Here is a 26,755-nt window from a genome sequence, read left to right as displayed (position 1 = left end):
TAATAGACCTTTCGCTGACACGCTGTACATTTGGATTTTTTTGAAGCATGTTTATCTCTTTAGATGAAAATGTTATTTTACTCATGTTGTCCCCTAATCTCCATATTCTGAAATTCAAGTATATAAAAATACCTGTAGGTTGAACACTCTTTTTTTCGAGTGTCCTACCTACAGGTACCATTTTAGTGTCTCCCCTTTTTTAATCTTAAAAAATCATTTTAAATTCATGAATTGACTACCACATTGCATATGTACCATTAGAAAAATTAGAATTTGCTGGATGAACATTATTTGCTCCAATAAAATTGTAAACGCACGAAACCTTTTAAAACTTAAATAACAAATCCTATGGAATTTAATAAAAAATTGAGGTCATTACAGTGAAAAGTAAGAATAAGTCATTCAATGAAATTAGTTTTTTGAACAAGTTAATTGTTGTGGCAGCAATCACATTACTTGTGGTACTTGCTATTTCAATTACTTTTGGAAGTATTTTTTTTTGAGGTCGTAGGATTTTTTAAATTATTAAGAGTAAGTTATCAATCTTTTTCATCACTTTTGCTTTTTATTTTTTTGTATTTCATAATCGGATTAATCCTTGATTTTATTTCGATTGTTTTCATTAAGCTAGCAACACAGAATATAACAGGGAAAACTAAACCATTTATTATAAGAATGATAATAGACTGCTTATTTTCTTGGATCGCCTTTCATACTGCAGATGAAATCATTGGTGGTATTGACATTCCTTTAATAACTGAAATTATTGCTGTTCTATTCTTTTATTTAGTTGAGATTGCTTTTGAGGCAAAAGAAAAAGGAAAAGGTGAATAAAACTCTTATTAATCATCTACTAAAGTAAAAAATAAAATCGTGGAACTCTTGTACAAAAAAATTCTTGCGGGAATACGTAGCAAGGGAGACCCCTCAGTCACATAAGGCTCCCCTGCCCGCCTGCAGAAAAAATACAAAGAAAAATGAAACCTCAGACATCCTCCAATATGTTTTCACTTGATGTATCTTCGTTAAATGTAAGCACCTCATCAACCGGCTGGTAGGATTCACCGTAAAATTGTTCATCTTTATAGGTATGAATCAGATGATATGTTTTTTTCATTGCTTCATAAATTTTTTCTTCCGATTCATTATTTGGTGCCCAATAGAGGATTTCCATTTTATTTACCTCATTCGTCGCCAAGGACCTTCTTTCATATCCAATCGATTGGGCATGTTTAAACCCATTTCGTTTGTAGAAACGAAGCCTTTTTTCCGTGTCGCTGTCCTCATAATTAACTGGTTCCACTTCAAGGATGATTGGTTTCTTTTTCTTCTTTAATTTCTCAATCAGTTTTTGTCCAAGCCCCTGGCCCCGAGCATCTTTGGATACAAATAAGTAATCAACAAAAATAAAATCATTCAATTCGGCGTACATCATCACGTGATGTGGTCCTTCGTCTTTGTGATAGATGTCTGGACGTTCTTTTAACAAGGTTTCCATATGCTCTCTAGATTTCATCTCTTCAATCGGGAAATACTGGTTTAGCTTTTCATACCAATGCATACAATCACTCTTTTCAAAGGAGTCTCAAGTAAAAAATATTTGGAAATCATTAAAATTCTGGAAGACGATCGAGATTATTTTCTTTTATACCATCTGGCTCACTTCGAATAATGTCACGACCATATTTGTGAAAGACATCGACATGGGCGATTTTACCCGCTTTTGCTTCTTCGAGAGCTGTTACATAATCCAACTCCCTTCCCGTATTTGTCTTAAAAGCAATGATGTTCCCGTCATCATTTTTTCTAACAGCGACAAATTCTTCTTTTCCAATTGGATCCCCTGCATCCGTCTTCATGTGAGCATGCTGCTCCCCTTGCTTCTTGTATTGTTCATATATTTTTTCAAAATCATTCTGCTCCATCAAAACACCTCCGAACATTTGTTAGTATTTTTATTTTTTTTAATATTATCCTCCAAATACACAAATTACCGATTAACAAAATAATTTTATAAAGATGATAACAGCTTTAAATAAAAAAACCGCTGCATGATCAGCGGTTTTGAATCTTCCATTTTTAAAATTCATTTGATTGAACCATCACTTTAATCTCATTTCCCTGCATAACAGATTCAAAGCCTGTTCGCCATTTTTCCAAAGGTACAATCTTAGTAATCATTTTTTCAACATGAATCTTATTGTTTTTCAGAAGATCTAGAGCGATTTTCCAAGAACTTGGTTTTTGTGAACGACAACCAATATAAGAAATTTCTCGCTGTATAATAGCATCTTGATTTTGAGGATTTATTTTTTCTGCAAAAAGGCCTACTTGGACAAACGTTCCTTTTTTTCTTACAAGCGGCAATCCTTGATTTAAAGCAGGAACCGCGCCAGAGCAATCAAATACCTTATCTGCTCCGTATCCATTCGTATGTTTTAAAACTATTTCCTCTAGGTTTTCCTGCTGACTATCTACGACTACATCAATTCCTATAGATTTCCCCAGTTGTAGACGTGGCTTATCTTTTGTTATACCCGTTAGAATTACAAATGCTCCTTGAGATTTAACCACCTGAGCGAGCAATAATCCGATTGGTCCTGGACCAAATATTAATACTTTATCCTCTTTTCTAACCGTTGTTTTCTCTAATGCGGCATGAACACAGCAAGCTAATGGTTCTGATAATGCAGCTGCCTTTAAGCTAATTTCCTTTGGTAATACATGAACACTTTTTTCTCTAGAAATCACGTATTCTGCAAAACTACCATTTACTTGAGTTCCTAATCCTTTTCGGTATGAACATAAATTGTAGTCTTTTTCTTTACAATAATCACATACTCCACAAATTTCAAATGTCGTTTGACTTGTTACACGATCTCCTACTTTTACATTTTTTACGTCTTTACCAACTTCCACTACTACCCCTGAAAATTCATGACCAAGAACAACGGGCAGTGTTGGATTACTATATTCCCCTTTAAACGTATGGATATCGGACCCACAAATCCCTGTATAAGCCACCTTGATTTTTACTAGATCATCTATTGCTTTTGGTTCAGGAATATCAACTAGTGACATATTGTCATATCCAACTTCATGTTTCATGACCGCTTTCATTTCCGTTTCCCCCTTTATTACTCTTGATTAGGAAGAATCATGACTTTGCCATAAGGCTCTTCACGGTTTATGATCAAATGAAATGCTTTTTGTGTATCCTTAAGTTGAAACCGATGTGAGATTAAATCTTTCACCTTGATTTTTCCTTTATTTAAGAAATCAATACTTGTTGTCCACTCTTTTCCAGGGAATGGAGCAGAGTATGAATTCCAAAAGCCTTTTACGGTTAGCTCTCTTCTAAAAATATTTTCAAATGCTTGTTCCGATAAATGAACATCTTTATAGGCAATGCCCAAATATCCAACTTTTCCTTTTTTACTTGTAACAAGCAAGCATTGTTCTTGTGTAATATTAGAACCAGCACATTCTAAGGCAATATCGACTCCACGACCATTCGTATATTCATTAATTTTTTCGAATAAGTCCTCTTTCAATGAATTGATGCTTCTGTCACAACCTCTTTCCATTGCCTCTCGTAATCTATCATCAGAGATATCAATTGCTATAATTTCTTTTACACCGGCTACTTTCAGCCATTCAATGACTAACATCCCAATGGTACCTACACCAAAAACAGCAACCATATCTCCCATTCGGGGCTCAATTCCCATCACACCATGCAGGGCAACTGCAAGCGGTTCGACCATTGCTGCTTCTTCAAAATCTAGGTCTTCAATTGGCAAGACATTTCTTTCTCTTACATTTACAAATTCTGCAAATGCACCATATGATTTAGTCCCAATCATTCCATAATCTTCGCATAATGAGAATTCACCTTTGTGACAATATTCACAATCAAAGCAAGGTTCAAAAGGAATACCAATGACACGATCGCCAATTTCAAATTTATGAACATCTTTTCCTTTATCAACCACAATACCTGAAAATTCATGTCCCATAATAGCAGGTAACTCATACTTCCACTTGGAGACCATTTTATGTGTATCCGATCCACAAATCCCTGCTGCCATGACCTTTATTCTAACTTCGTCCGCTTTTAACGGCTTAATCTCTATATCTTCATAAACAATGTTATTGATAGAATGTAAAACTGCTGCTTTCACCTTATCTTCCCCTCACCATTCATACTCTCCCAGTGTTATAAGACAAAAAGCAATGAGCTAATTGTCTTATAACACTAAATTAGAAGTTATAATATCGCATCCAATAGTTGTGAGAATTTCAAGATTAACCAGTTAAATAAGTTACCACCAAGGTCTAAACTTGAAATTTGCGTTGCTCCATTAGGTGCAGTGAATTGAGCACCTTCCATCATTAAGGTGTGCACTTCAGCAAAGTTTGTAGCCATATAAAGGGATAAAGCAACCATTACGGTACCTGCGAGAACAGAGTGAACAATATTCCCTCTTAAAAAGGCAACAACGAAAGCGATATAGAATGGGATCGTAGCCAGGTCTCCAAATGGCAATACTTTATTACCTGGTAAAATAACCGCCAAGAATAATGTAATAGGTACTAAGATTAGCGCGGTCGCCATGACAGAAGGATGGCCAACTGATAATGCTGCGTCCAATCCAATATAAATATCACGGTCACCATAACGCTTTTGCAAGAAATTACGTGCAGCTTCTGAAATGGGGATTAATCCCTCCATTAAAATTTTTACCATTCGGGGCATAAGGAGCATAACGGCAGCCATCGAAATTCCGATTTTAGCCACACCACCCACATCATACCCAGCTAAAATTCCAATTAAGATACCTAGAATTAATCCCATCATCATCGGTTCACCGAATACACCAAAGCGCTTTTGAATAGTCTCGGGATCCGCATTCAATTTATTTAAACCTGGAATTTTTGTTAATAACCATCCTACTAATATTCCAATTGGTCCGAAAGCGGCTGTTGAACCTGTTGGAAGGGAAATACCTTCCAGTCCAAAGTATTTTTGAACCAATGGAGCGGTCCAGTCAGCAACTTTCAATACGACAATTTCATAGATTACAGCACATAGGATGGCAATCCACCAGCTCCCGGTAACGACATAACCGGTAGCACCTGCAGCGATAAAATGCCAATAGTTCCAAATATCAATATCTAAAGTCTTTGTTCCTTTAAGTAGTAATAACAAAACATTTACAAATAAGCATATTGGAATTAAGATCGCGGCAACTGGAGATGCCCAAGAAGCCGCTGCAGCAGCGGGCCACCCTGCATCCATAACGGTTAAACTTAATCCAAAACGTTCAACCATTTGTTGAGCTGCAGGACCTAAGTTATCAACCAGAACCCCAATAACTAAGTTAATCCCAACAAATCCGATACCAATAATAATTCCTGACTTAAATGCTGCTTTTAATCCAGTACCAAAAAGTAATCCAATAATTAATATCGCAATTGGCAAAATAACGGTTGGACCCAAATTCAACACATATTGTATACCTGCTAATAAACTCTCCATATTGCCCCCTACTTTTTCTAACCTATTAATTAAATGAAGAAGCCGATCATATTTATTTCAGCGCATCAAGGATTTTTTTATCCAACGCCTCCATACCAATTCCAGTAATATAAGCAGTTGCAATTATCGAGGGGATATCATAGGTGGTTGGAAGAATCGTTGTTGATACAATTAAATCTGCATCTGCTTGACGCGATTTTACTTCGGAAATTTTGCACTGAATGACCTCAGCATTCACATTGTTTTCTTTTAATAAATTTTCTACACGGTTACATACCACTGTTGAAGTTGCGATCCCTGCTCCACAAGCTACTAATACTGTTTTTTTCATTTCTTTTTACCTCCAATAATTTTTAAATTTCTTAAAATTAAATGTATTTTCAGTCTTTTTTAACTCTATTAAATTCAGGTCCTGGCTTCCATTTGTTTAAAAATATATCTCACTTCTTCACGACTCTCCGCGGACAATAGATTCTCAATATTGCTCGGATTTTGAATAATGGCCATTAGTTGCTTTAATATTTCAATCTGTTGATGTGGTTGATTTAACCCCAACATGAAAACTAGACATACATCTGTTTCTTGGCTGGCATCATCCATTAATGAAAACTTAATAGGTTTTTCTAATGTTACTACGGCAATAAATTGTTCCTTCACATATTGTGGATCGGTATGTGGGATTGCCACACTAAATTCATTCAGTTTTAATCCTGTTGGGAATATAGATTCTCTTTCTTTAATCTTGCTTAAAAATTGTTTATCTACTAATCCTTTGTCAAACGCCTCATTAAACATTAATTCAAAAAAATGATCTCGATCTTTGCATAATAAATTTAATTTGATTAAATCATTATTTAAAAATCTTTCTATTGACAAACCAGGATGCCCCCCTTCAAATTGCTTATTACCTTGAAAACATATTGATTATTTCAAAAATATCACTCTGATGATTTGCAGAGATGATTTTATCTACGATCTCATCGGTACTTGCTAGTTTCATAAGCTGGAGTAATGCATTTAAGTGTTGATTTTTATCAACAGCAGCAATGATAACGACTAGATGAAGTTTTTTCCCATCCTCAAGAGGAATACCTTTATTAATCTTTAATAAACTCATTCCAACTCTATTAACTCCATCTTCCGGACTTGCATGAGGGATCGCTATGTTTCTTCCTAGAACAATATGCTCCGCAACGGAAGGATAAAGTTCTTTTACAATATCAATATACTTTTCTGTAATACTCCCTTTTGTTAAAAGGGGCTGTGCAGCCAATTCAATCGCATCATGCCATCCATCTACGTTTTCCTTAATCGTAATCGTTTGCAAATTGATCAAATCGGCTAAATTATAACCTGGTGATTTTTTTTCCTCTTCTTTAGAAATCTGGAAAGCAAAGTATTCTTGCAAATCTCTTTCTAAGGCTTTCATTTCATGAATTTTCGCGTGTTTTCCAATAATTGAAATTAATTGATCGACATTAATGACATTTGTATTTAATCCAAAAATTTCTTTCATTACCCTTTGACGGAGCTGAAATTTCTCAAAATCTGTCATTAAACCTTTTACGATAAATAATTTTTTATCTGTTTGAATCGGTACAGCGGAAAAAATAAGATCGGTTTCAATATCTAGCTGCTGAAATTCACGAATAGAAAATGCATCATAAAAGTAGAATTCAGGAAATAAATCTCTAAGAGAGTTTTCCATTAGATTGGAAATAGAAACCCCATTTGGGCATACAACAACAGCCTTCTTTTTCTTATGAATGGTTTTCCCACTATTCAGCAAATGTCCACCAATAAGAATGGTAAAAAATGCAATTTCCTCCTCTGGAATCGGACAATTGATATATTCTTCAAGCGGTTTCAAAGAGTCCTTAACAATATAGTGGATGGCCTCAAATTCATCGCTGACTTTTTCAATCATTTTATAATTAGTGGTTAAGTGATATTTAATCCGATAATAAGCAGGTTTCATGTGTAGCATTAACTTATCAAGAAATTCCTCTTTATCTTTTAATTCAACAATCGCTTTTCTCTCAAACTCTTTTAAACATTCCATTATGGCATGCCGTAGTTGAGGTAATTCTTGATCCGTTAATATTTGTGAATATAAAACATTGGCTGTTAATAGCTGCAAAGTAATAAATAGCCGTTCTGTTTTAGGTACTGGGCCTAATTCTTGTATGATGATTTCTGCCGCTTCATACTCTTTTGTGTCTGACAATTCCTCATAATGAATATGATAGAAATCATCAATCACATCTCCCCTTCGTACCCTTCGATACAGGATGGCAATTGTATATTGCAGCAATCGGACTCTTTCATCACTAAACTTTAATTGTAATTTGGCTTCAACCTTCTCCATTAATTTTTTAAGATGTTCGATTTCAGTTTTTGGAATCTCTAAAAACTTTAGTAAATACCACTCACTTTCAAAGTTTTTAAAAGCATCTTGCAGAAGTTCAATCAGAAGTTTTCTCTTATTCCACTCACTTCCGGAAAGTTCGTAGCCATGGATTCTTGAATAGACAATTTCCAATTGGTAATCTTCGATCATATATTGAGCAGCTTTTATATCTCTCAAAATGGTATTTTTACTAACCTTTAACGCATATACAAAATGAATGAGTGATAATTCTTCAGAGCTACTTAGTAGCATTAATAGAATAAATTTGGCTCGTTCCTTTTCGGACGGAATGTAACTGCTCTTTTTAAATGGATGATCTATATTTTCCGTAAATAAATCAATGATGTTTGGATTGACAATAAATTTCCCGGTACTCGTTCGTTTTATTTTTGGAAAATTATTTGATTCCAGCCAATCATTGATCTTTGTAAGACTGTAACTGACCTGCCTTCTTGAGAGTTGAAATTTTTCTTCTAATTGAACATTTGAAACTTCGGGGTTACCAAGAATTTCTTGTAATAACAGATTGCTTCTTTCATCTAAATACATGAATTGATTCCCCCCTTACACTTCTAATTTTATAAAACACATGTCGAAAACTGAATCCGTTTTCATATCCAAATGTTGTACGTGAATTGTATCACATGATGATTTATTATCTAAAAATTTGTATTTTTTGAAAAGGTCTGTTTCGTATTTTGAAAACAATAAAAAAAGCCTAGAAAGTGACATTCGTTCTTTCCAAGCTTTTACCATTCCATTATGAATAAATAATTTTTCAGATTGGAGGAATTTGAATATTGTTTGCTACCTAAGGAGATTGACACAACGATTTGCATTTCATCCCATTTATAAATACCTATTGAACATATTTTGCATTGATCCCTCTCATCAGTTCCTCAAATAAAATAACCGCATGATTATGTATCGGATCCTTTGCCCCATATAAAAGTGTGACCCTTGATGATTCCGCTGTTTCAAGAATTTGCTTCATCAAATTCTGTTTTGTTTCATCTGTACGAAGTTCTTCAACATAACGAATTCGAAATTCTTCAAACAGTTCTGGCTTATGGCAAAACCATTGCCTGAGTGTGTTGCTAGGGGCAATTTCTTTCATCCATTCGTTCAGTCTTGCCTTTTCTTTTGAAATCCCCCTTGGCCATAGGCGGTCCACCAAAATCCTGTACCCATCATTCTCGTCAAAAGGTTCATAGATTCTTTTCAAAAAAATAGTTTCCATTAATCTTCATCCTTTACATCCCAATCTTCCGGGATAGGTTCGTTTAATATTTCTTCGACAAGTTGTTTGTATTTCTCCATTTGCCTTAGATGAGTGTTAAATTGTTCTTTATTGATGAGATATTGTGTTCCATCAAACAGTGCACGGATTTTTTTCTGTTGTACCAATTTTTCCACAGCTTTTTCAGAAATCGATAAGTATTCGGCTGTTTCTTTAACGGTTAAATACATCTTCCATTCCCTTCTTTCATAAAATCCATCTGATATACTACTCGTCCTAATCTTCCGGATGTTGTGACTGCTTGGGATAAAGAATTTAGAATCGCCTCTTCCACCGCTTCCGCCGCAGCCATAAAGAACAAATTCATAATCGGCTGGTCTTCCCTTATTTGAGTTCGCTGTTCAGTCAACTCTGATGAAAAATGGGTCATTTTGTTTGCGGTTGAGAAAGCAATGACAATGTCGCCGCTTCCATGGCTAAAATGACTGCCCGTCCTCCCCAAACCAATTCCACTGCGCTTTGTCACACGTGCCAGCTGGCGGTCACTTAACGGTGCATCTGTTGCCAACACGATGATGATGGATCCATCCGATGTTTCCGACAATCCTTCCCTTTGATGATACTGAAAAGATCGGAACTCTTCCTTTCTGCCAAAGTTACTCAAAACAAGGCAGCCGATGGTGTATCCTTCCACCAATCGCGAGGACGACCCAATCCCTCCTTTATAGCCAAAGCATACCATTCCTTTACCGGCTCCAACTGCTCCTTCTTCTGCCCGCTGTTCTGAGGCATTCTTAATGGCATCTATAGCGTGAGTTGGTGTAACTGGAAACATACGAATCGAGTTGAGATAACTGTCATTGCATTCTCCTACCACCACATTAATGGTTCCGGTAGTCTCACCAATTTCAGGGTTTTCCCGGAGCATATATTCCAGTGTCCCTTGTGTCACAGCAGGAACACCAAAAGTATTCGTCAACATAATCGGCGATTCAATGACACCTAGTTCATTCACCTGCACGAGCCCGGTTGTTTTTCCAAATCCATTCAGTACATAACATGCGGCAGTAACTTTTTCCTTAAACAAATTGCCTCCATGCGGCAATATGGCTGTTACCCCTGTACAAGCATAGTCCTTTCCCGTTTCATCTAGGGGAAAATCAAGAGTGACATGACCGACCTTAACTCCAGCAACATCAGTAATGCAATTTTTCGGACCGACAGGAAGACTTCCAATGACCATTCCAGCTTCTCTTACCTTCATCTTCTTACCCCCGGTCTGTGATCCAAAAAGTTTTGTGAGGCAAAACCCCTGACTTCATCTTCCGAATAATATTTTAACAGTTCATTAATGAGATTTTGACTTTTCGAGGCATCTTCTAAACCGTTAACGAACTGCGATATCCCGTCAAAATCAGAACCCAGTCCGATTTGTTTCACCCCTCCCAAAGAACAAAAATGATCAATATGCTTCACAAGGTCGTCAATACTAGCTTCTCCCTTCTCTTTAACAAATGGCGGATAATAAACCACATGAATCATTCCGCCTTTTTTAAACATGGCAAGAGCCTGTTCATCAGTTAAATTCCTTGGGTGATCACAGATCGTTTTAGCATTCGAATGACTGGCAATCGGATAGTCAGCTATTTCCATTACATCCCAAAATGCCTTTTCACTTAAATGGGAAACGTCCGTTAATACTTGGTATTGATTATTCAATTGAACGATTTCCTTTCCAAGCATGGTCAGCCCTCCCCCACGAGGCTCTTCAGCCCCATCGGCCGCCAAATTGGCAAAATTCCAAGTCAGCCCGACCGAACGAACTCCTAAGCGGTATAATGTCCGAAGCTTCATTAAATCATTGCCAATCACATCTACCCCTTCTAGTGTCAACATGGCACCGGTCTGACCAATTTTTAATCGATCGAAATCAGCCCATTCTTTTATATGTACCATATCAGGATTTTTTCCTAGTACTTCCTGATAAAAATAGTCTACTTGCTCAAGTGCGACTTGAAATTTTTGTTCTGAATGGATATGTGGCTCAACAAAGATAGCAAAGCATTGAACTTTAACTCTTCCGTTCTGCAAACGGGTTTTATTTGCCTGCAATTCCGGAGAATCTGCAAATCGGAGCGAACCTTTGGACTCTTGAAGCTTATACAATACATCACAATGCAAGTCAATGATATTCATTAATAGGGACTCCCTTGCTTAAGATCTTTTTTCAAAATTTTAACACATACCTCAAAAAGAAAAAGAGCCGGCATGGGGAAAAGCCAGCTCTAATTATTTGTACTATCAAACTTTTGTCCGCTTGATCTTACTTCTCCTCTTTTGATCTTATCACCTTTAAGCCGCTCTCCTCTTCCTTTTCAACCACATGCTTTAGAACAGAAAGCTTATTGCTCCAAAATTGTTCGTAGAAAGATAACCATTGCTTCAGTTCTGTCAATGGTTCAGGGTGAAGCCGATAAATTTTTTCCCTGCCCACTTTTCGACCGATAACTAATTCTGCCTCTGAAAGAATTTTTAAATGTTTAGAAATAGCCGTACGGCTAATAGAAAAATACGAAGTGATTTCCGAAATCGGCAATTCTTTTTCAGCAAGTAATCTTAGCACTTGCCTACGAGTTGGATCGGCAATGGCCTGAAATACATCATGCTTCTTTGCTGGAAGGGACACTTAATTCTCCATAATCGCTTTAAATTTTTGTAGAATGCCTGTCCAACCACCGGACATTCTGTCATGGATAACGGAAGCCTTGTCGCCCGCTTTACCAATGATTTCATCGGCTTGCTTCCAGCCACCGTGGATCAAGGTAAATTCTGTTTTGTCCCCTAACTCTTTTAAAATAAAGGAAACAACCCAGCCCTCTGTATCCCAGGTGAAAGAAAGCCGATTCGGAGGATCCACTTCTGTCACTTTACAAGGTGACGGACCAAATGGAGATTGCAAATGGAATTTATGGCCAACTTCAGGCTTAAAATCATTTGGCATAAACCAGGAAGCAATTCCTTCTGCCGTAGACACCTTTTCCCAAACTTTTTGAATGGGTGCCTCTAAGATAATTGTTTGCTTAATATCTTGTAATGTCTTTTCCATTATGATCTCCTACTTTCTTTTCAAAAATAAAACCTTTTGATTTCATATTAAATGATATAAAACCTTTTGGTTTCATGTCAATTTTTTCATTTCCCTTTCCATATTAAAAATACATGAAAAACGATTCACATATATTTTTCTGGATGATAACAGAGTCCATTTCAAGTCAATTTTATTTTCCCAAACTGGCAGTTTTTTAGGAAAGTGTTGATAAATTTTTTGAAACAAATAGGGCAGTAAAACTTACAGGAAATTCCACCTAAATTTTAATCCCCCCCTTTTCTTCAACGGTATATCTTTCGTATTACGAAAAAATTAACGTCAAAAATCCTCAGCAATGTTGTATAATGAGGAGGCTATCTTTTTTGAAAAGGAATATAAGGTAAAAGAAAGAAGTGGAGAAAATGTCTAAGGCAGTGAAATACAGAATTTATTTGCTTCTTGTTTTTGTCATGTTGTCTTGGGGATTTAACGTTATTGCTACCAAGATCATTGTCAGCAGCTTTCCAACGATTACGATTACCTCCATAAGGGTTTTCACCGCTGCACTCAGTGTCTTTATCATCCTGTCTTTCCTAAATAAAGTCCGGCTTCCTAGTAAAAAAGAGCTTCGTTATATTTTAATTGCCGGATTCTTTAATGTCGTGTGTCATCATTACTTTTTATCTATCGGCTTGTCCAAAACCTCTGCCTCAAACGGCGGACTTATATTAGGTCTTTCTCCTATACTGACAACCATTGTTGCTTTTCTTTTTTTAAAAAATAAAATTACATTCGTAAAATTTCTCGGAATCTTGCTAGGCTTCACTGGAGTTACTTTTATTGTTGTCATTGGGAATGGTGGCGGCATTAGCAGCATCTCCTTTGGAGACATCTATGTTTTTCTATCCATATTCACACAGGCATTCAGCTTTGTCTTAATTAAAAAAATATCCCACTCATTGGATCCAAGGCTTATGACTGGTTACATGCTGCTTTTTGGCTCTATTATTCTATTTATTGTTGGACTGTATAAAGAACCAGGTGGCTTAGAGGGGATTCCAAACGCCTCCTTTGATTTTTGGATGATTTTCCTTGCATCAGCAGTCATATCAACCGCTCTTGGACATATGATTTACAACTCGGCTATAGAAAAAATAGGTGTAACAGAATCTGCTATATTTATTAACTTAAATCCATTTTTTGCACTGATTGGTGCTGTTTTATTTCTTGATGAAAAAATCTCCTCCACACAACTTGTTGGCTTCCTCTTTATTTTATTTGGAGTATTATTTGGCTCAGGTGCATTGGAAGAATATTTGCATCAATTAAAATTGAAAAAGAAACATGTTTTTATCGATAAAGCTAAAAATGTATAAATGAAAGGGGCTGTCTCACTAAATCTCTGACCTCACGGAAAATACGATTATTACTTTTGTGGTGGAAGACACTTGACTTTTAAGTGGCAGCCTCTTTTTATTCCGCCTCAAGTCTTAGAAAGAAATCAATCCCCGGTACATAGTGGAAAAGACAAAGATTTTTTATTCTTTATATAGAAGCAAAGAAAGAGGAAGGGAGATGAAACGAGTGAAAAGAATCATCATTTTATTATTAGTCATTACAGGTTTATATCTTGCCTATCATCAAGTGACAAACCTTGGGCTTTTTGGTATGAGTAATAAAAAGCAGGAAGCATCCATTTCAAAAAATACGAAATTCATTGAAATAGATGTATCGGGTGCTAAAACAATGATTATACCGGAAGAACGTTCCAACTTAAAAGCTGTCTATAATGGGAAACAAAAGCTGAATGTTTCAGAACAAGGAGACACTGTTGAAGTTTCATTAAAAGGAAAGTGGTTCCATTGGTTCAACTGGGATATGTTTAAGAAAAAGAATACACTAAAAATTTATATCCCAAAAAACTATGACCAAAACATGGACATTGAAATGCATTCAGGCTCTCTAAGTTTTTCAGGAGAGTCCAAAAAGAACCCAATGGAATTAAATGAATTAACCGTTGACATTGGATCGGGAAACACCAACCTTCAAAACTTATCTGTAAAGGATCTTAACTTTGATGTTTCCTCAGGGAATGTGGACATAAATTCCTTGAAAAGCAAAACCGGCACATTTGATGTAAGCTCGGGAAATTTTGAAATGAAACATTACACGGGCGCAATAGATGCGGAAATATCTTCAGGAAAAATGGACATCCAAATGGATACATTAACTGATTCCATTAATATAGATGTAAGCTCTGGAATGGTTGGACTTGACCTTCCTAATCAAGCGGATTTCACACTTAATGGTAATATCAATAGTGGTCATATTTCTTGTGATCTTCCATTGAAAAACAAAAAACAGAATAAAGATATGATCCAAGGTACACATGGGAATGGGAAGCACCCTATAGAGTTAGATATATCAAGTGGAAAAATACGAATTTACTAGAAAAGCGTAAGCGCCCTGGTTAGCGGCGTATACCCCTCCTCCCAAAAGCTACCGCTTTCGGTCGTGCGATGATTAGGCTGCCGAATCCTTCCTTGTGGTGGCCTCCAACTGAGATATAGGAAACACGAGGAGCCTAAAGCGAGTCGATGTTGACTTATCGTAGGGCGGAGACCGAAGGGTACTAGACGCTAGGTCACTGAAGCTAGACAATTCTCGAAGTCATAAAGATATTTTTTATCTTACTAGAAAAGCGGAAGTCCTCTGCCCAGCAGCGTAAAGCAGAATGACGTAGTGGATAAAACAATAGACTTGGACACACATCAATCAAGGCTGAGCCAAAAGTCATTAAAAACGACTTTTTTGGGCTCAGCCTTTCTCTTTAGAAATTTGATACTCCTTTCTTACCTAATCTACGAGTCACCGAAAATGTCCATTTAACATACGGTATATTGCCTTTGTTTTTTCAGTGAGAAAGGAGAGTACACATGTATTATAACCCTTTTCCATATCCAATCTATCCTACAACTCCCGTGAATCCCATTTACTGGTTGAATGCACCGATTTATAGAGCCTATCCACCTGTAAACATTAGCATTTTAGAAAGCTCAGTAAAAAAATTCCAGCTTCTAATGACACAAGGAAGTTTATTACTTAACCGGCTTGGGGACAAAAGTTTTGCTTATAAAATCATGACTGCCGCTCAGCAAGGAAATCAAGAGGTAGTTAATCAATTAATTCGTTCCATTGGCCTACAGATTCCAGTTACCACAAATTATACGCCTACAGGTGTCAACTTTATCCTTAGTACCCAAACTTCACAAAACGATCCGACAAACTGTTGTACATTAACCATTAATTTGAAATGGGGAAGATAACCATTCATAGCCTACTGACCCATCCCTCTACGAAAAATGATGTCGCCCCAAATACAAAGTGGTATACCGAATGGAACATCGATATACCACTTAGCGATTTATTGTGTTTTTTGTTATAGACGATAAACTCTTGTCTCATAAGGCTTTAAGATTATTTCATTAAGAGGAGCGTGTTTCGTGACAGGATAGTTATTTAACAATAGCTGATCAAATTTGAAAGAATAACCATCAATAACTGCGATTGCCGACTGAGATGACAAATTAGAAAGAACGATTATTTTTTCATTATCTAATGTCCTGGTATAAGCATAAATTTGCGGATCATCCTCTAGTAGTAAATCATATGTGCCATAAGTAAACACTTCATTTTCTTTCTTCAGGCGGATCATTTTTTTATAAAAATTCAAAATGGAATTTGGATCTTTCTGCTGTGCTTCCACATTGATTTTTTTATAATTTGGGTTCACCTTTAACCATGGATTCCCTTTAGTAAATCCGGCATTTTCCGAATCAGACCACTGCATGGGGGTACGGGCGTTATCTCTTCCGGAAGCCCAAATAATCTCCATAATCTCCTCATGCGGTACTCCTTGCTCATGTTTCATACGGTACATGTTTTTTGCTGAAACATCATTATACTCATCAATGGAATTAAATTTCACATTGGTCATGCCAATTTCCTGACCTTGATAAATAAACGGTGTACCTTGCATAAGGAAATACATTGCGGCAAATGCCGTGGCACTTTCCTTCCAATATTCCTGATCATTTCCCCAGGTAGATACCACTCGGGCTTTATCATGGTTTTCAATAAATAACGCATTCCATCCCTTGCCTTCCAGTCCTTTTTGCCAGCGAGATAGAACTTTTTTCAACTCGACTATATTCAGTTCCTTTTTCTTTTCGGCGTCCCAAAGCTTTAAATGTTCAAATTGAAAAATCATGTTGAACTTTCCGTCTTTTTCTCCGACCCATTGTTCAATATCTTCTTCATCATTAATGCTGACCCCATTTGCCTCACCAACTGTCATAATGTCATACTTAGCAAAGGTCTCATCCTTTAATTCTTTTAAAAAGTCATGGATGCCTTCCACGTTCATCATTTTATCAAAGCATGGTACATATTTAAGCTTTTTCGGATTAGGCATATCTTTTAAGCCTGGTTCTTTTTTTATGTGGCTGATCGCATCGACCCGGAAACCGTCAATTCCTTTATCAAGCCACCAATTGACCATCTCATAAAGGGCATGGCGAACTTCTTTATTTTCCCAATTCAAATCAGGCTGCTTTTTTGAAAATAAATGCATGTAATATTGATCGGTTAATTCGTCATATTCCCATGCAGAACCACTAAAGATGCTTTCCCAGTTATTCGGTTCCTTTCCGTTTTTTCCATCTCGCCAAATATACCAGTCCCTTTTTGGGTTGTCCTTGGATGAACGGGATTCAATGAACCATGGGTGTTCATCACTTGTATGGTTGATAACCAAATCTAGAATTAATTTCATACCACGCTTATGAACTTCTTTCAGCAGTTCATCAAAATCTTCCATCGTTCCAAACTCATCCATAATCGCTTGATAGTCGCTAATATCATAGCCATTATCGTCATTAGGGGATTTATACATTGGGCAAATCCAAATGACATCAATCCCCAAGTCTTTTAAGTAATCCAACTTAGACATAATCCCTTTTAAATCTCCGATTCCATCGCCATTGCTATCCATAAAACTCCGGGGATAGACTTGATAAGCTACACTTTCTTTCCACCATTTTTTATTCATCCGTTTCCCCCTCTTTCTAGAAGATGAAGTAAATCATTCCTTTGTAATAAAGGGAAGACTACTTTTAAATATTCATTATTTTTGTAAATACCTAATGAAAAGCTCCTCTACTGGAGCAATTAGTCATCTTTCCTATTCCCTTAATTGATTTGATTCGAAGAAACTACCTTATAATAGAACCGATAAAATGCGGAGAAGGATAAGTAAGACATTAACGCCCCTGCAAAAAATGGAAGCAAAAACCAAAATGTATCTAAACTTAGATAAATAAGGATACTGTTACTTATGAGGACCGTAAAAAAAAGTACCGGACTTCCAATAGTTATGATTAAAGTATTTTTAAATACCGAGCCTAATTTCATATGGTAATGAGCCATCACAGAAAAGAAGTTAACCGTATATACAAATAAAACGATCCCTATGATAAAGAAAATCCCCATTAAAATAATATTTTCTTGACTGAAATAATAATAATCCACTGCCCAGATCGTCCATGCAATCGTAAAGATGAAACCACCAATAAGGCTTTTCAAGTAATTTTCTTTATAGTAAGACCAGTACCTTCTCACGGAGACATACTCGTCCTTGATAACCCAATCCCTTGCTGAAGCAAACATGGCCGTGGTTGCTGGGAAAAAGAGAATTGGAATGAAAATAATGAGAGGGAGGATGAAAAAGAATAATGCTCTCTTTTGCTCCAAAAATAGAATATTAAGTAATATGAAAACAAGAGGCAGATTAAATATCACCCATAACAAGTTGATGATAGTAAATCTCATTATCCACTCACAGATTTTGTATAATCCCCCCATCAAACGGGAATTATCTTTCATTTTTCCATCCTCCTTACTCTACCATTATTTTTCCGTCTCTCTAAAAAAATCCCTTTAAGTCAATGTGTCTCTTCGCTTAACACAAGGTACTTAAAGGGAGGCACTTTTTTAGATCATATCTATGCCCACCAAATGTTAGTTGGTGATTCTTCGATCATTACACTTTTTAAATTTCTTACCGCACTTCTGAAACCTTCTTCAATTGACATAATTGGATCTTCATGTTCGATGCTGATGACATAATCATAGCCATATGTTCTTAGTGCACTCACAATGTTGGACCATTCTTCTAAACTATGACCATATCCTACCGTACGGAAAGTCCATGCACGGGACTGTACGTTTGAGTATGGCTGCATATCTGTTAATCCATACATATTTACATTATCTTGATCAATGTATGTGTCTTTTGCATGAAAATGATGAATGGCATTGGCCTTGCCTAAAATTTTTATCGCTGCCACAGGGTCAATGCCTTGCCACCATAAATGGCTTGGATCAAGATTGGCACCAATGGCATCACATGTCGCCTCTCTTAACTTTAACAGTGTGTATGGAGTATGAACGAGAAATCCTGCATGAAGTTCCAATCCAATTTTTACCCCGTTTTCTTTAGCAAACTGTCCTTGTTGTTTCCAATATGGAATCAGTTTCTCTTCCCATTGCCATTTTAACAACTCAGAATACTCATTTGGCCATGGTGTTACTGGCCAGTTAGGAAATTTTGCACCTTCTTGATCCCCTGGTATTCCTGAAAATGCATTCACTACTGGTACATTCATTAATCCAGCCAATTGAATGGTTTTGGTTAACGTTTCATGGGATTCTTTAGCGAATTTTTCATCTGGAGATAACGGATTCCCATGACAACTAAAAGCACTTATTGTTAATCCGCGAGAATGGACTTTTTCAAGATATTCGTTCCGCTTTTCTTCATTTTCCAGTAATTCATCTAAAGGACAATGTGCATTCCCAGGATAACAACCTGTTCCGATTTCCACGGCTTTTAGTCCTGCAGCTTGGACATGATCTAGCATCTCTTCAAACGATTTTTCTGAAAATAACACGGTAAAAACCCCAAGTTTCAATGACGCCAACCTCCACTCTATTTATTAAACTGTACACTCTTTCCGGTTTCACTACTTAGATAAATGGCTTCGATTATTTTGGTGACCTTTAATGCTTCTTCCGGTTTTACGACTAATTCACCAAGACCTAGACAAGCATCAATAAAGTTTTCTGCTTGTGGTATTCCTGGATCGTCCTCACCCAATATGGTTTGTGCTTGTGTATTGAGAAGCATGCCGTTTTTCGCTTGATAAAGTTCAAATGGAAAGACATTGATTCCGCCATTCACCCCAGAAATACTTACATGTTCCGTATCTTCCTTAATATTGGCAGCCCATGAACATTCAAATAAAAGTGAAGCTCCATTTTCAAACGTAATATAACTAGTTACATGATCATCTACATCAAAACTTTCCGGATCAAAAGAACCCCATTCATTTACCTGGTTGGGCTGCTTGCTTAATCGATTGTAGGCTCTTCCCATTATCTCTGTAGGCTTTGGATTACCTAATAACCACAAGGATAAATCAAGAAGATGACAACCATAATCAATTAAACTTCCTCCACCTTGCAACTCCTTGTTCGTAAAGACTCCCCACCCAGGTACTTTTCGACGTCTCAATGCTTGCACTCTCGTTACGAGTACATCTCCTACTTCATTACTTTGCATCGCTTGTTTTGCCGCTCTTGCCTCTTTTTTGTGACGATAATGATAGGCAATAGATAAAACTTTGTTATTCTTTTGGGAGGCTTGAATCATTGCTTCACATTCTTCCGCAGTAATGGCCATTGGTTTTTCACATAGGACATGGACCCCTGCCTCTAAGGCAGCAATGGCGATTTCTGCGTGGGACTTATTAGGCGTACAAATGGTAACTGCATCTACTTCATGAAACATTTCCTTGTAGTCCTGAAATACATGTTTAATTCCGTATTTTTCAGCCACTTCATGAGCACGACTTTCATTTACATCATTGACCGCTGTAATAGTTACACGATCTTGAAGTTTTTTATATACGGGAATATGTCTATGCTGGGCAATACCTCCTGCACCGATAATTCCCATTCGTAATTTCCGCATACTTACACCTGACTTACTTTTGTAATTTTTTTGCTTTCATTTGATTCAATAGCAGCAATAATTACCTCTAATGATTTCTTACCTTCCTCACCACTTATTGGAGGTACCGTATCCGTTTCAATCGAATGAACAAAATGTTCAATTACATGGCTATTTTTTTGTCCACCCTCCTCATTCGATTGAATCTTTCCTAGTTTATAACGAACGACTTCACCATTTTTATATTGAACGACCAAAGAATAGTTTGGATCATCCTCTAATCGTAAAATAGCTTTTTCACCATAAATAATAGTTGAATTATCCTCACCTGCGGTATAAGCCCAGCTTGCAGCAAGGGTTCCAATTATTCCGTTTTCAGTTTTTAAGATGAATACAGCATTATCATCGACATCACTTTTCTCTTTGGCACTTGTTTCCACAAAACTTGCAACTTCAACAAATTCTTCCCCCAATAAATATCGGAGCAAGTCAACTTTATGTACTCCTAAGTCTCCCATTGCACCGATAAAGGCCAAATCCTTTTTAAAGAACCAACTTTCTTTCCCGTCTGCACTCCAAGATTCTGGCCCTCCGTGACCAAATGCGGTTCTAAAACTATAAATCTTTCCTACTTCTCCGTTTTCAATCAATTGCCTTGCTTTCACATGTGAAGGGACAAAACGCTGATTATGGGCAATCATTAATTTCTTGTTATTTTTCTTCGCCGCTTCAATCATTTGCTCTGCCTCTTCACTTGAAGTAGCCATTGGCTTTTCACATAATACATGGGAACCCGCATTCAAAGCTGCAATGGTTACAGGAGCATGAAGGGCATTTGGAAGACAAACACTTACCGCATCGATTTTTTCATTAGCCAATAACTCTTCATAACTTGTATAAGCTTTTGCATTGTATTTTTCCGCCATTTCTTTTGCGCGACTTTCAACAATATCGCATACCGCAGCAATTTCTACTCCAGGATGTGCATCATATTCTACTAGATGACGATATCTAGCAATACTTCCACAACCAATAACAGCTACTTTTAATGTCATATTCCTCTCTCCTTTTCTATAATTCTATTAAACCGTTGCTTTGTCTGAGATGGTTTCCAATGGCTTTGCGTTTCCATAGACAGGTGTTGCCGTTTCAGCTGGTTTTACCCAATTTACCCCATTTTTTATAACACGTTGAATTTCTTTATTGTGGTAGGTTTTATAGGTTTCATGTCCAGGGCGGAAGTAGAAAATTTTACCTTTTCCACGTTTAAATGTGCAGCCACTACGAAATACTTCTCCACCTTCAAACCAACTGATAAAAATGAGTTCATCTGGTGTTGGAATATCAAAATGCTCGCCATACATTTCTTCTTGTTCTAATTCAATATATTGTCCAATTCCTTCGGCAATTGGGTGCGTTGGATCAACAACCCAAATTCGCTCTTTCTCATTAGCCTCTCGCCACTTCAAATCACAGGATGTTCCCATAAGTTTTTTAAAGATTTTAGAAAAGTGACCTGAGTGTAAAACAACTAGGCCCATGCCTTCTAATACCCGTTTATACACTTTTTCAACAATTTCATCTTTTACTTCATCATGGGCTTTGTGTCCCCACCAAACTAAGACATCGGTTTCTTTTAATACTTCATCCGTTAACCCATGTTCTGGTTCATCTAATGTCGCTGTTTTTACATTCACATGATCGTCTTTTATAAATTCAGCGATTGTACCATGGATACCATTCGGGTAATTTGCTGCAACCACTGGATTTGTCTTTTCATGACGGTTTTCATTCCATACCAATACATTCATTTTTATTAACCCCTTTTTAATTATGAAATTTCCGCAAAAAGCAAACGTTTGCATTAAAGAATGCTGTTATATTATTTTTTAATTTTTAGTAGAGTCCTCTTTCGTTAGATCAATGCATGACTCTCTTTCAACAATGACTGCAGGAATAATCACTCGTTTATTAACCATGGTTGGATCTTTAATCTCTTCGATTAAGCATTTAGCTGATTGATAACCTAACTGAAAGGTTTGGATATCCACTGATGTCATAGGCGGTGTTGAAAGTCTAGAAATCATTGTATTGTTAAAATTGACAATACTTATTTGGTCCGGAATCTTAATATTACGTTCTCTTAAAGCTAAAAGTACCACTAAAGCATTTAAGTCATCTGTAATCACTAATGCGGTTGGAGGTTCTTTTAAGTTTATTAGTTCATCGACAGCCTGTGCTCCTTGATCCCGGTTGTATGATATATGTTTGATATAATCATTATTCGTTTCAATACCATTTTCACTTAGCGCTGCCATATATCCATTTAATCGGTCTTTTGAAACTTCAAATCTAAGATCTCCACCAATTAAACCGACTCGGCGATGACCTCGTTTAATGACAAATTCTGTGGCATCTTTTGCAGCTTGGAAATTATCATTATCCACATACATAATGTTTGGTGAATCCAAAATGGGTTTTCCTAATACGACAAAAGGGATTCCTGAATTGATTAAAAAGGAAACCACTTTGTCATCTTTTTTCGAATACATGACGATGACCCCATCTACTTTTTTCCCTTGCACCATCTTAACTGTATCTTGAAAAATATCTTCCTCTGATTCTCCAGTTGCAATGCATATGCTATACCCTTGTTTATGGCAATAGGCACTAATGCCGGTTAATACTTCTGGAAACACAGGATTTTGCAAGGATTGGCTTATGGAATTCTTCATCACAATCCCAATTGTCTGTGTGGATCTCTGAACTAATGTCCTTGCATTTAAATTCAGATGATAGCCCATTTCCTCCATAATTTTACGGACTTTCCGTTTTGTTTTTTCACTAATATTTGGACTATCCGATATGACACGTGAGACAGTAGAGGGAGAAACATTTGCTTTTTTTGCAACATCCTTGATTGTGACCGACACCACTTTTCCCTCCTCTCATTCTTGGAAATAAGTCAGATTATCTGTTGTCATACAAGCTAGTTATGTTCGAAAAAATACTACTATTAAACATGTTCCTCGTAAGCTATTTGACCGCACCTTCGGAAACACCTTTGATAATTTGCTTCTGTGCAAAGAAATAGGCGATAATGACAGGAATAATTGCTATTGTTAATCCCGCTAATGCTAAATGCCATTGTTTTGTAAACTGACCAAAGAAAAAGAACATTTTCAATGGAATGGTTGCAGATTCTTCTTTTAATACAAGAGATGGTAATAAAAAGTCATTCCATATCCAGATAATATTAAGAATTCCTACCGTTACAGATATTGGCTTTAATAACGGGAAAATAATATGCCAAAATACTTGAAATTTATTAGCCCCATCAATATATGCCGCCTCATCAAGTGAATTGGAAATTCCATTCATTGCACCATGGTATAAAAAGATTGACAAGCTGCTTCCGAATCCTAAATACATAAAGATCAAACCTGCACTATTCAGCATGTCTGCTTGACCAAAAATGGATACAAGCGGAATCATGACAGATTGGAAAGGGATTAGCATGGCACCAACAAACATGAAAAAGATAAAACCACTTAATTTACTTTTATTTCTCGCTAATGCATAGCCCGCCATAGATGAAAAGATGATGATGATCCCTACTCCTAAAATAGAAATGATTAAGGAATTCATCAAAGAATGAATAAAATCTAAATGATAAAAGGCCTCAACAAAGTTTTCCATCGTAAATTCTTCAGGCATTCCTAGTACATCGGAAAAGATTTCCCTTTTCGTTTTGAACGCATTTACAACCATTAAGTAAAATGGTGAAAGCCATAAAAGGGCTAACAAAAGGCCGAAAATTTCAAGGATAATGCGATTTCTTTTCTTCTTCTGCATTACATTTCGACCTCCCGTTTTTTATTATAATAAACCTGTGTTAACGCCACTGTTGCCACAAGAATCAAGAAAATGATCCCCTTAGATTGAGCAAACGCCATTTGATTATCATTAAAAGCTGTCTTGTAAATTTCCATTGCCACCATCTGTGTGGAATTAAATGGTCCACCACCAGTTAATGACAAGTTTTGGTCGTATATTTTAAAGGAGTGAGATACAGTCAGGAACATACTTACAGTGAAAGCAGGTGCAACTAATGGGAAAGTAATGTTTTTAAAGCGCTGGAAGCTATTTGCTCCATCAATTTCAGCCGCTTCCATTAAGTCCTTCGGTATATTCTCCAAATATGCAATGTAAATAATCATAATATAGCCAGCCCATTGCCAGCAGTTTAGAATCACAAGTCCCCAAAAGCCTGTTTCTGTATCGGATAACCAGCCTTTCAAAGCTTCAATGCCTAGCAAATCACCGATTCCACTAAATGCACTTACGAAAATAAATTGCCAAATAAATCCTAAAATAAGTCCACCAATTAGGTTGGGCATGAAAAATATAGTCCGTAAGAAGTTACTAGTTTTCATTCCTTGTGTAACTAACAAGGCAAGTCCTAAACCAAGAACATTAAGTAAGATCACTGATACAACAGCAAATTTAATAGTGAACCACAATGATGCTCTGAATTCTTCGTCCTTAAATAAATCAATATAGTTGGCAAATCCTAAAAATTCGGTAGCGGTCAGACCATTCCAGTTGGTGAAAGAATAATAAATTCCAAAAAGTAATGGGATGATGACGACAAGGCCTAACCCTAATAGGACCGGCGTCAAAAATATCCAAAATGATATATCCCGATTTCTCACCTAAACCCCCCCTGTAATAATTCCCGATCAATTAAGGGAATAAATGTAGCACCTTTGGCAAATAGAATAATAATCATCACTAGTTTTTTAATAGCTAACGAAGCAACAATTACTGCTTCGTTAGCTAGCATATATTCATTTGAGGGTCAAACTTAAGCGTTTGTCCGCCTTATTGACATTTTCTTCTGGTTATTTACGTGATTTTTCCCAAGCTTCTTGGGCTTTTTTAATTGCTTCGTCCCAAGTACTTTCACCACTTAAATATTTTTGCATATTTACAGCTAATACCCCTTCTTGCCATCCAGTTGGTGATCCTAAGAATACCCAGCCAATGGTATTACCTTCAGAAGCATATTTGTAAATTTCTTTTGAAAGTGGATCAGCAATTTTAGATGTGTCATAGCCTTCATACGCCGGGATAAATTTAAAGTCTTCCAATACAGCTGTTTTACCAGCATCAGAAGTATACATCCAGTCTAAGAATTCCTTAGCAGCTGTTACTTCTTTTTCATCACTCTTCTTATTTACAGCCCAGTACATTGGAACTCCTACAGGTAATTTACCTTCGAAGCCTTCAACTGGAATTGGAACAAAACCAATATTCTTTTCTGCAAATTCAGGATCGATATCATAGATAGAGTTGTAAGTCCAGTTCCCTTGTTGGATCATGGCAACTTTTCCTAATGAGAATAATTGTTCTACTTGTTGAGAATAATCAAGGCTTAATACAGGCTGAACAGAGTACTTCGCTTGTAAATCAAGCATTCTTTTCAATTCTTCAGACTTTGTGAAAGGAGCGGATTTGGCATTATATGCTTCAACAACACTATGATTAAAATCAGGCGCCATGAAAACGTTTGCTAAATGGTTACCAATAACCCATTGTTCTTTAGCCGCTAATGCAAATACTGCCTCAATCCCTAACTCTTTCTTTTTACTATCTAAAGTTTTTACTGCCTTTTCTAAATCTTCATATGTTTTAATAGACGCCGGGTCAATTCCAGCCTTTTTAAATACTTTCTTGTTGTAAATAAATCCATAACCTTCTTGGTTAAATGGCAATCCAAGAACTTCCTCGCCATCCTTCACACTATCAAGAGTTCCTTCAAGTGCTGCCTTTGCTGCTTTTGTTTCTGACAGGTCCGCAAGGTAATCCCTATAGTTTTGGACATCTGATGGTCCACCTACGTTAAAGATATCTGGTTCATCGCCAGAAGAGAAGGCTGCTTTTAAAGCTGCACCATAGTCGTTACCGCCACCAACAGTTTTTACATTGATCTTTATATCAGGATGTTCTTTTTCGAATTGCTTCACAAGGTCTTCAAATTGGTTTTTAAATTCAACCTTAAATTGGAAGATATCAACCGTTACTTTATCCCCACTACTGGCTTTCTCTTTATCATCGCCTGTACCACCGCATGCTCCCAATACAACACTTGACGCTAACAATGTTGATAAAAGACCAGCATACAACTTTTTCCCCTTCATTTCTTTTCCTCCTAATAAACTTGTAATTTTCAATAGTTTTTCATGAATTCGTTTGCATAAATTCACGAAAAAAACATCACTATAAGCAAACGCTTCCAATTCAAATTTAAAATTAATCTATTAAGTACTAGGTAGAGTATATTAATAAAACCTATTTATAATTACGAAAACGTTTGCATTACGTGATTGATTTAATATTAC

At 36.6% G+C, this 26,755-nt stretch carries 29 protein-coding genes; 4 read left to right on the top strand and 25 right to left on the bottom strand.

What is annotated here, in order from left to right:
* Nucleotides 1-181, bottom strand: a 181-nt coding sequence (locus GZA11_RS16430; RefSeq protein ID WP_204317740.1) for a hypothetical protein, incomplete at its 3' end; no start/stop codon positions are given.
* 251 nt (nucleotides 182-432) lie between these two features.
* On the opposite strand from GZA11_RS16430, the gene GZA11_RS02885 reads away from it, so the two are divergent.
* Nucleotides 433-834 carry a YrvL family regulatory protein gene (locus tag GZA11_RS02885; protein WP_081905129.1) on the top strand — a complete coding sequence of 134 codons (402 nt, stop codon included), beginning with the start codon at nucleotides 433-435 and terminating at the stop codon, nucleotides 832-834.
* A gap of 151 nt (nucleotides 835-985) precedes the next feature.
* Here GZA11_RS02885 and GZA11_RS02880 read toward each other — a convergent pair whose 3' ends face one another.
* From GZA11_RS02880 to GZA11_RS02815, 14 genes are all read right to left on the bottom strand, one after another.
* Nucleotides 986-1,561, bottom strand: a complete 576-nt coding sequence (locus GZA11_RS02880) for a GNAT family N-acetyltransferase (RefSeq protein WP_038539474.1) — start codon at nucleotides 1,559-1,561, stop codon at nucleotides 986-988.
* Nucleotides 1,562-1,610: 49 nt separating this feature from the next.
* Nucleotides 1,611-1,925 (bottom strand): DUF3892 domain-containing protein, encoded by a 315-nt coding sequence (locus GZA11_RS02875; RefSeq protein ID WP_038539471.1) that lies wholly within the window; start codon nucleotides 1,923-1,925, stop codon nucleotides 1,611-1,613.
* Nucleotides 1,926-2,079: 154 nt separating this feature from the next.
* Entirely contained in the window at nucleotides 2,080-3,120 is a 1,041-nt protein-coding gene (locus tag GZA11_RS02870; RefSeq protein WP_163182815.1) for a zinc-binding dehydrogenase, read from the bottom strand.
* A 17-nt stretch (nucleotides 3,121-3,137) separates the two neighbouring features.
* The gene (locus tag GZA11_RS02865; protein ID WP_163182814.1) at nucleotides 3,138-4,184 is read right to left on the bottom strand and encodes a galactitol-1-phosphate 5-dehydrogenase; all 1,047 of its coding nucleotides are present in this window, start codon (nucleotides 4,182-4,184) and stop codon (nucleotides 3,138-3,140) included.
* Between the two features lie 86 nt (nucleotides 4,185-4,270).
* Nucleotides 4,271-5,542: a PTS galactitol transporter subunit IIC gene (locus GZA11_RS02860; RefSeq protein ID WP_163182813.1), complete on the bottom strand. Its 1,272-nt coding sequence runs from the start codon at nucleotides 5,540-5,542 to the stop codon at nucleotides 4,271-4,273.
* A gap of 52 nt (nucleotides 5,543-5,594) precedes the next feature.
* Nucleotides 5,595-5,873, bottom strand: a complete 279-nt coding sequence (locus tag GZA11_RS02855; RefSeq protein ID WP_163182812.1) for a PTS sugar transporter subunit IIB — start codon at nucleotides 5,871-5,873, stop codon at nucleotides 5,595-5,597.
* A gap of 74 nt (nucleotides 5,874-5,947) precedes the next feature.
* Nucleotides 5,948-6,418: a PTS sugar transporter subunit IIA gene (locus GZA11_RS02850; RefSeq protein ID WP_163182811.1), complete on the bottom strand. Its 471-nt coding sequence runs from the start codon at nucleotides 6,416-6,418 to the stop codon at nucleotides 5,948-5,950.
* A 28-nt stretch (nucleotides 6,419-6,446) separates the two neighbouring features.
* Entirely contained in the window at nucleotides 6,447-8,501 is a 2,055-nt protein-coding gene (locus GZA11_RS02845) for a BglG family transcription antiterminator (protein WP_163182810.1), read from the bottom strand.
* Between the two features lie 310 nt (nucleotides 8,502-8,811).
* On the bottom strand, nucleotides 8,812-9,192 hold the full coding sequence (locus GZA11_RS02840) for a DUF488 domain-containing protein (protein WP_163182809.1): 381 nt from the start codon (nucleotides 9,190-9,192) through the stop codon (nucleotides 8,812-8,814).
* Nucleotides 9,192-9,422: an excisionase family DNA-binding protein gene (locus GZA11_RS02835; protein ID WP_038539448.1), complete on the bottom strand. Its 231-nt coding sequence runs from the start codon at nucleotides 9,420-9,422 to the stop codon at nucleotides 9,192-9,194. Before GZA11_RS02835 ends, GZA11_RS02840 begins: the two co-directional genes overlap by 1 nt.
* On the bottom strand, nucleotides 9,413-10,456 hold the full coding sequence (locus tag GZA11_RS02830; RefSeq protein ID WP_163182808.1) for a DmpA family aminopeptidase: 1,044 nt from the start codon (nucleotides 10,454-10,456) through the stop codon (nucleotides 9,413-9,415). The genes GZA11_RS02835 and GZA11_RS02830 overlap by 10 nt, the downstream gene beginning before the upstream one ends.
* Complete coding sequence (locus GZA11_RS02825; RefSeq protein ID WP_163182807.1) at nucleotides 10,453-11,388, bottom strand: dipeptidase; 936 nt, start codon at nucleotides 11,386-11,388, stop codon at nucleotides 10,453-10,455. Before GZA11_RS02825 ends, GZA11_RS02830 begins: the two co-directional genes overlap by 4 nt.
* A 127-nt stretch (nucleotides 11,389-11,515) precedes the next feature.
* The gene (locus GZA11_RS02820) at nucleotides 11,516-11,878 is read right to left on the bottom strand and encodes an ArsR/SmtB family transcription factor (protein ID WP_163182806.1); all 363 of its coding nucleotides are present in this window, start codon (nucleotides 11,876-11,878) and stop codon (nucleotides 11,516-11,518) included.
* On the bottom strand, nucleotides 11,879-12,298 hold the full coding sequence (locus GZA11_RS02815) for an SRPBCC family protein (protein WP_163182805.1): 420 nt from the start codon (nucleotides 12,296-12,298) through the stop codon (nucleotides 11,879-11,881).
* A 404-nt stretch (nucleotides 12,299-12,702) separates the two neighbouring features.
* Here GZA11_RS02815 and GZA11_RS02810 point away from each other — a divergent pair, with 404 nt between their 5' ends.
* From GZA11_RS02810 to GZA11_RS02800, 3 genes are all read left to right on the top strand, one after another.
* Nucleotides 12,703-13,656, top strand: a complete 954-nt coding sequence (locus GZA11_RS02810; RefSeq protein WP_163182804.1) for a DMT family transporter — start codon at nucleotides 12,703-12,705, stop codon at nucleotides 13,654-13,656.
* Nucleotides 13,657-13,855: 199 nt separating this feature from the next.
* Nucleotides 13,856-14,731 carry a LiaG family protein gene (gene liaG, locus GZA11_RS02805; RefSeq protein WP_163182803.1) on the top strand — a complete coding sequence of 292 codons (876 nt, stop codon included), beginning with the start codon at nucleotides 13,856-13,858 and terminating at the stop codon, nucleotides 14,729-14,731.
* Between the two features lie 485 nt (nucleotides 14,732-15,216).
* A complete protein-coding gene (locus tag GZA11_RS02800) occupies nucleotides 15,217-15,606 on the top strand; it encodes a hypothetical protein (protein ID WP_163182802.1) in 390 nt (129 codons plus the stop codon).
* A gap of 113 nt (nucleotides 15,607-15,719) precedes the next feature.
* Here the strand turns inward: GZA11_RS02800 and GZA11_RS02795 are convergent, their stop codons facing one another.
* The 10 genes from GZA11_RS02795 to GZA11_RS02750 form a co-directional block, all read right to left on the bottom strand.
* Complete coding sequence (locus GZA11_RS02795) at nucleotides 15,720-17,390, bottom strand: glycoside hydrolase family 13 protein (RefSeq protein ID WP_163182801.1); 1,671 nt, start codon at nucleotides 17,388-17,390, stop codon at nucleotides 15,720-15,722.
* 140 nt (nucleotides 17,391-17,530) lie between these two features.
* The gene (locus GZA11_RS02790; RefSeq protein ID WP_038539436.1) at nucleotides 17,531-18,223 is read right to left on the bottom strand and encodes a YesL family protein; all 693 of its coding nucleotides are present in this window, start codon (nucleotides 18,221-18,223) and stop codon (nucleotides 17,531-17,533) included.
* 119 nt (nucleotides 18,224-18,342) lie between these two features.
* Nucleotides 18,343-19,311, bottom strand: coding sequence for a sugar phosphate isomerase/epimerase family protein (locus GZA11_RS02785; RefSeq protein ID WP_038539433.1), 969 nt, complete (start codon nucleotides 19,309-19,311; stop codon nucleotides 18,343-18,345).
* A gap of 17 nt (nucleotides 19,312-19,328) precedes the next feature.
* Nucleotides 19,329-20,372, bottom strand: coding sequence for a Gfo/Idh/MocA family protein (locus tag GZA11_RS02780; RefSeq protein ID WP_163182800.1), 1,044 nt, complete (start codon nucleotides 20,370-20,372; stop codon nucleotides 19,329-19,331).
* Between the two features lie 2 nt (nucleotides 20,373-20,374).
* Complete coding sequence (locus GZA11_RS02775; protein WP_163182799.1) at nucleotides 20,375-21,406, bottom strand: Gfo/Idh/MocA family protein; 1,032 nt, start codon at nucleotides 21,404-21,406, stop codon at nucleotides 20,375-20,377.
* 27 nt (nucleotides 21,407-21,433) lie between these two features.
* On the bottom strand, nucleotides 21,434-22,162 hold the full coding sequence (locus tag GZA11_RS02770; protein WP_163182798.1) for a ThuA domain-containing protein: 729 nt from the start codon (nucleotides 22,160-22,162) through the stop codon (nucleotides 21,434-21,436).
* Nucleotides 22,163-22,240: 78 nt separating this feature from the next.
* Nucleotides 22,241-23,284, bottom strand: a complete 1,044-nt coding sequence (locus tag GZA11_RS02765) for a LacI family DNA-binding transcriptional regulator (protein ID WP_163182797.1) — start codon at nucleotides 23,282-23,284, stop codon at nucleotides 22,241-22,243.
* 103 nt (nucleotides 23,285-23,387) lie between these two features.
* Nucleotides 23,388-24,206 (bottom strand): carbohydrate ABC transporter permease, encoded by an 819-nt coding sequence (locus GZA11_RS02760; protein ID WP_038539419.1) that lies wholly within the window; start codon nucleotides 24,204-24,206, stop codon nucleotides 23,388-23,390.
* Nucleotides 24,206-25,066: a carbohydrate ABC transporter permease gene (locus GZA11_RS02755; protein ID WP_038539416.1), complete on the bottom strand. Its 861-nt coding sequence runs from the start codon at nucleotides 25,064-25,066 to the stop codon at nucleotides 24,206-24,208. The genes GZA11_RS02760 and GZA11_RS02755 overlap by 1 nt, the downstream gene beginning before the upstream one ends.
* A 189-nt stretch (nucleotides 25,067-25,255) precedes the next feature.
* Nucleotides 25,256-26,554: an ABC transporter substrate-binding protein gene (locus tag GZA11_RS02750; protein WP_163182796.1), complete on the bottom strand. Its 1,299-nt coding sequence runs from the start codon at nucleotides 26,552-26,554 to the stop codon at nucleotides 25,256-25,258.
* Nucleotides 26,555-26,755: the final 201 nt, after the last annotated feature.

The sequence above is a fragment of the Neobacillus sedimentimangrovi genome, assembly GCF_010614825.1.
In the GTDB taxonomy this organism is placed as follows: domain Bacteria; phylum Bacillota; class Bacilli; order Bacillales; family Cytobacillaceae; genus Neobacillus; species Neobacillus thermocopriae.
Note: the sequence above shows the minus strand (reverse complement) of the source record. Positions and strands in the feature narration are given on the sequence as shown.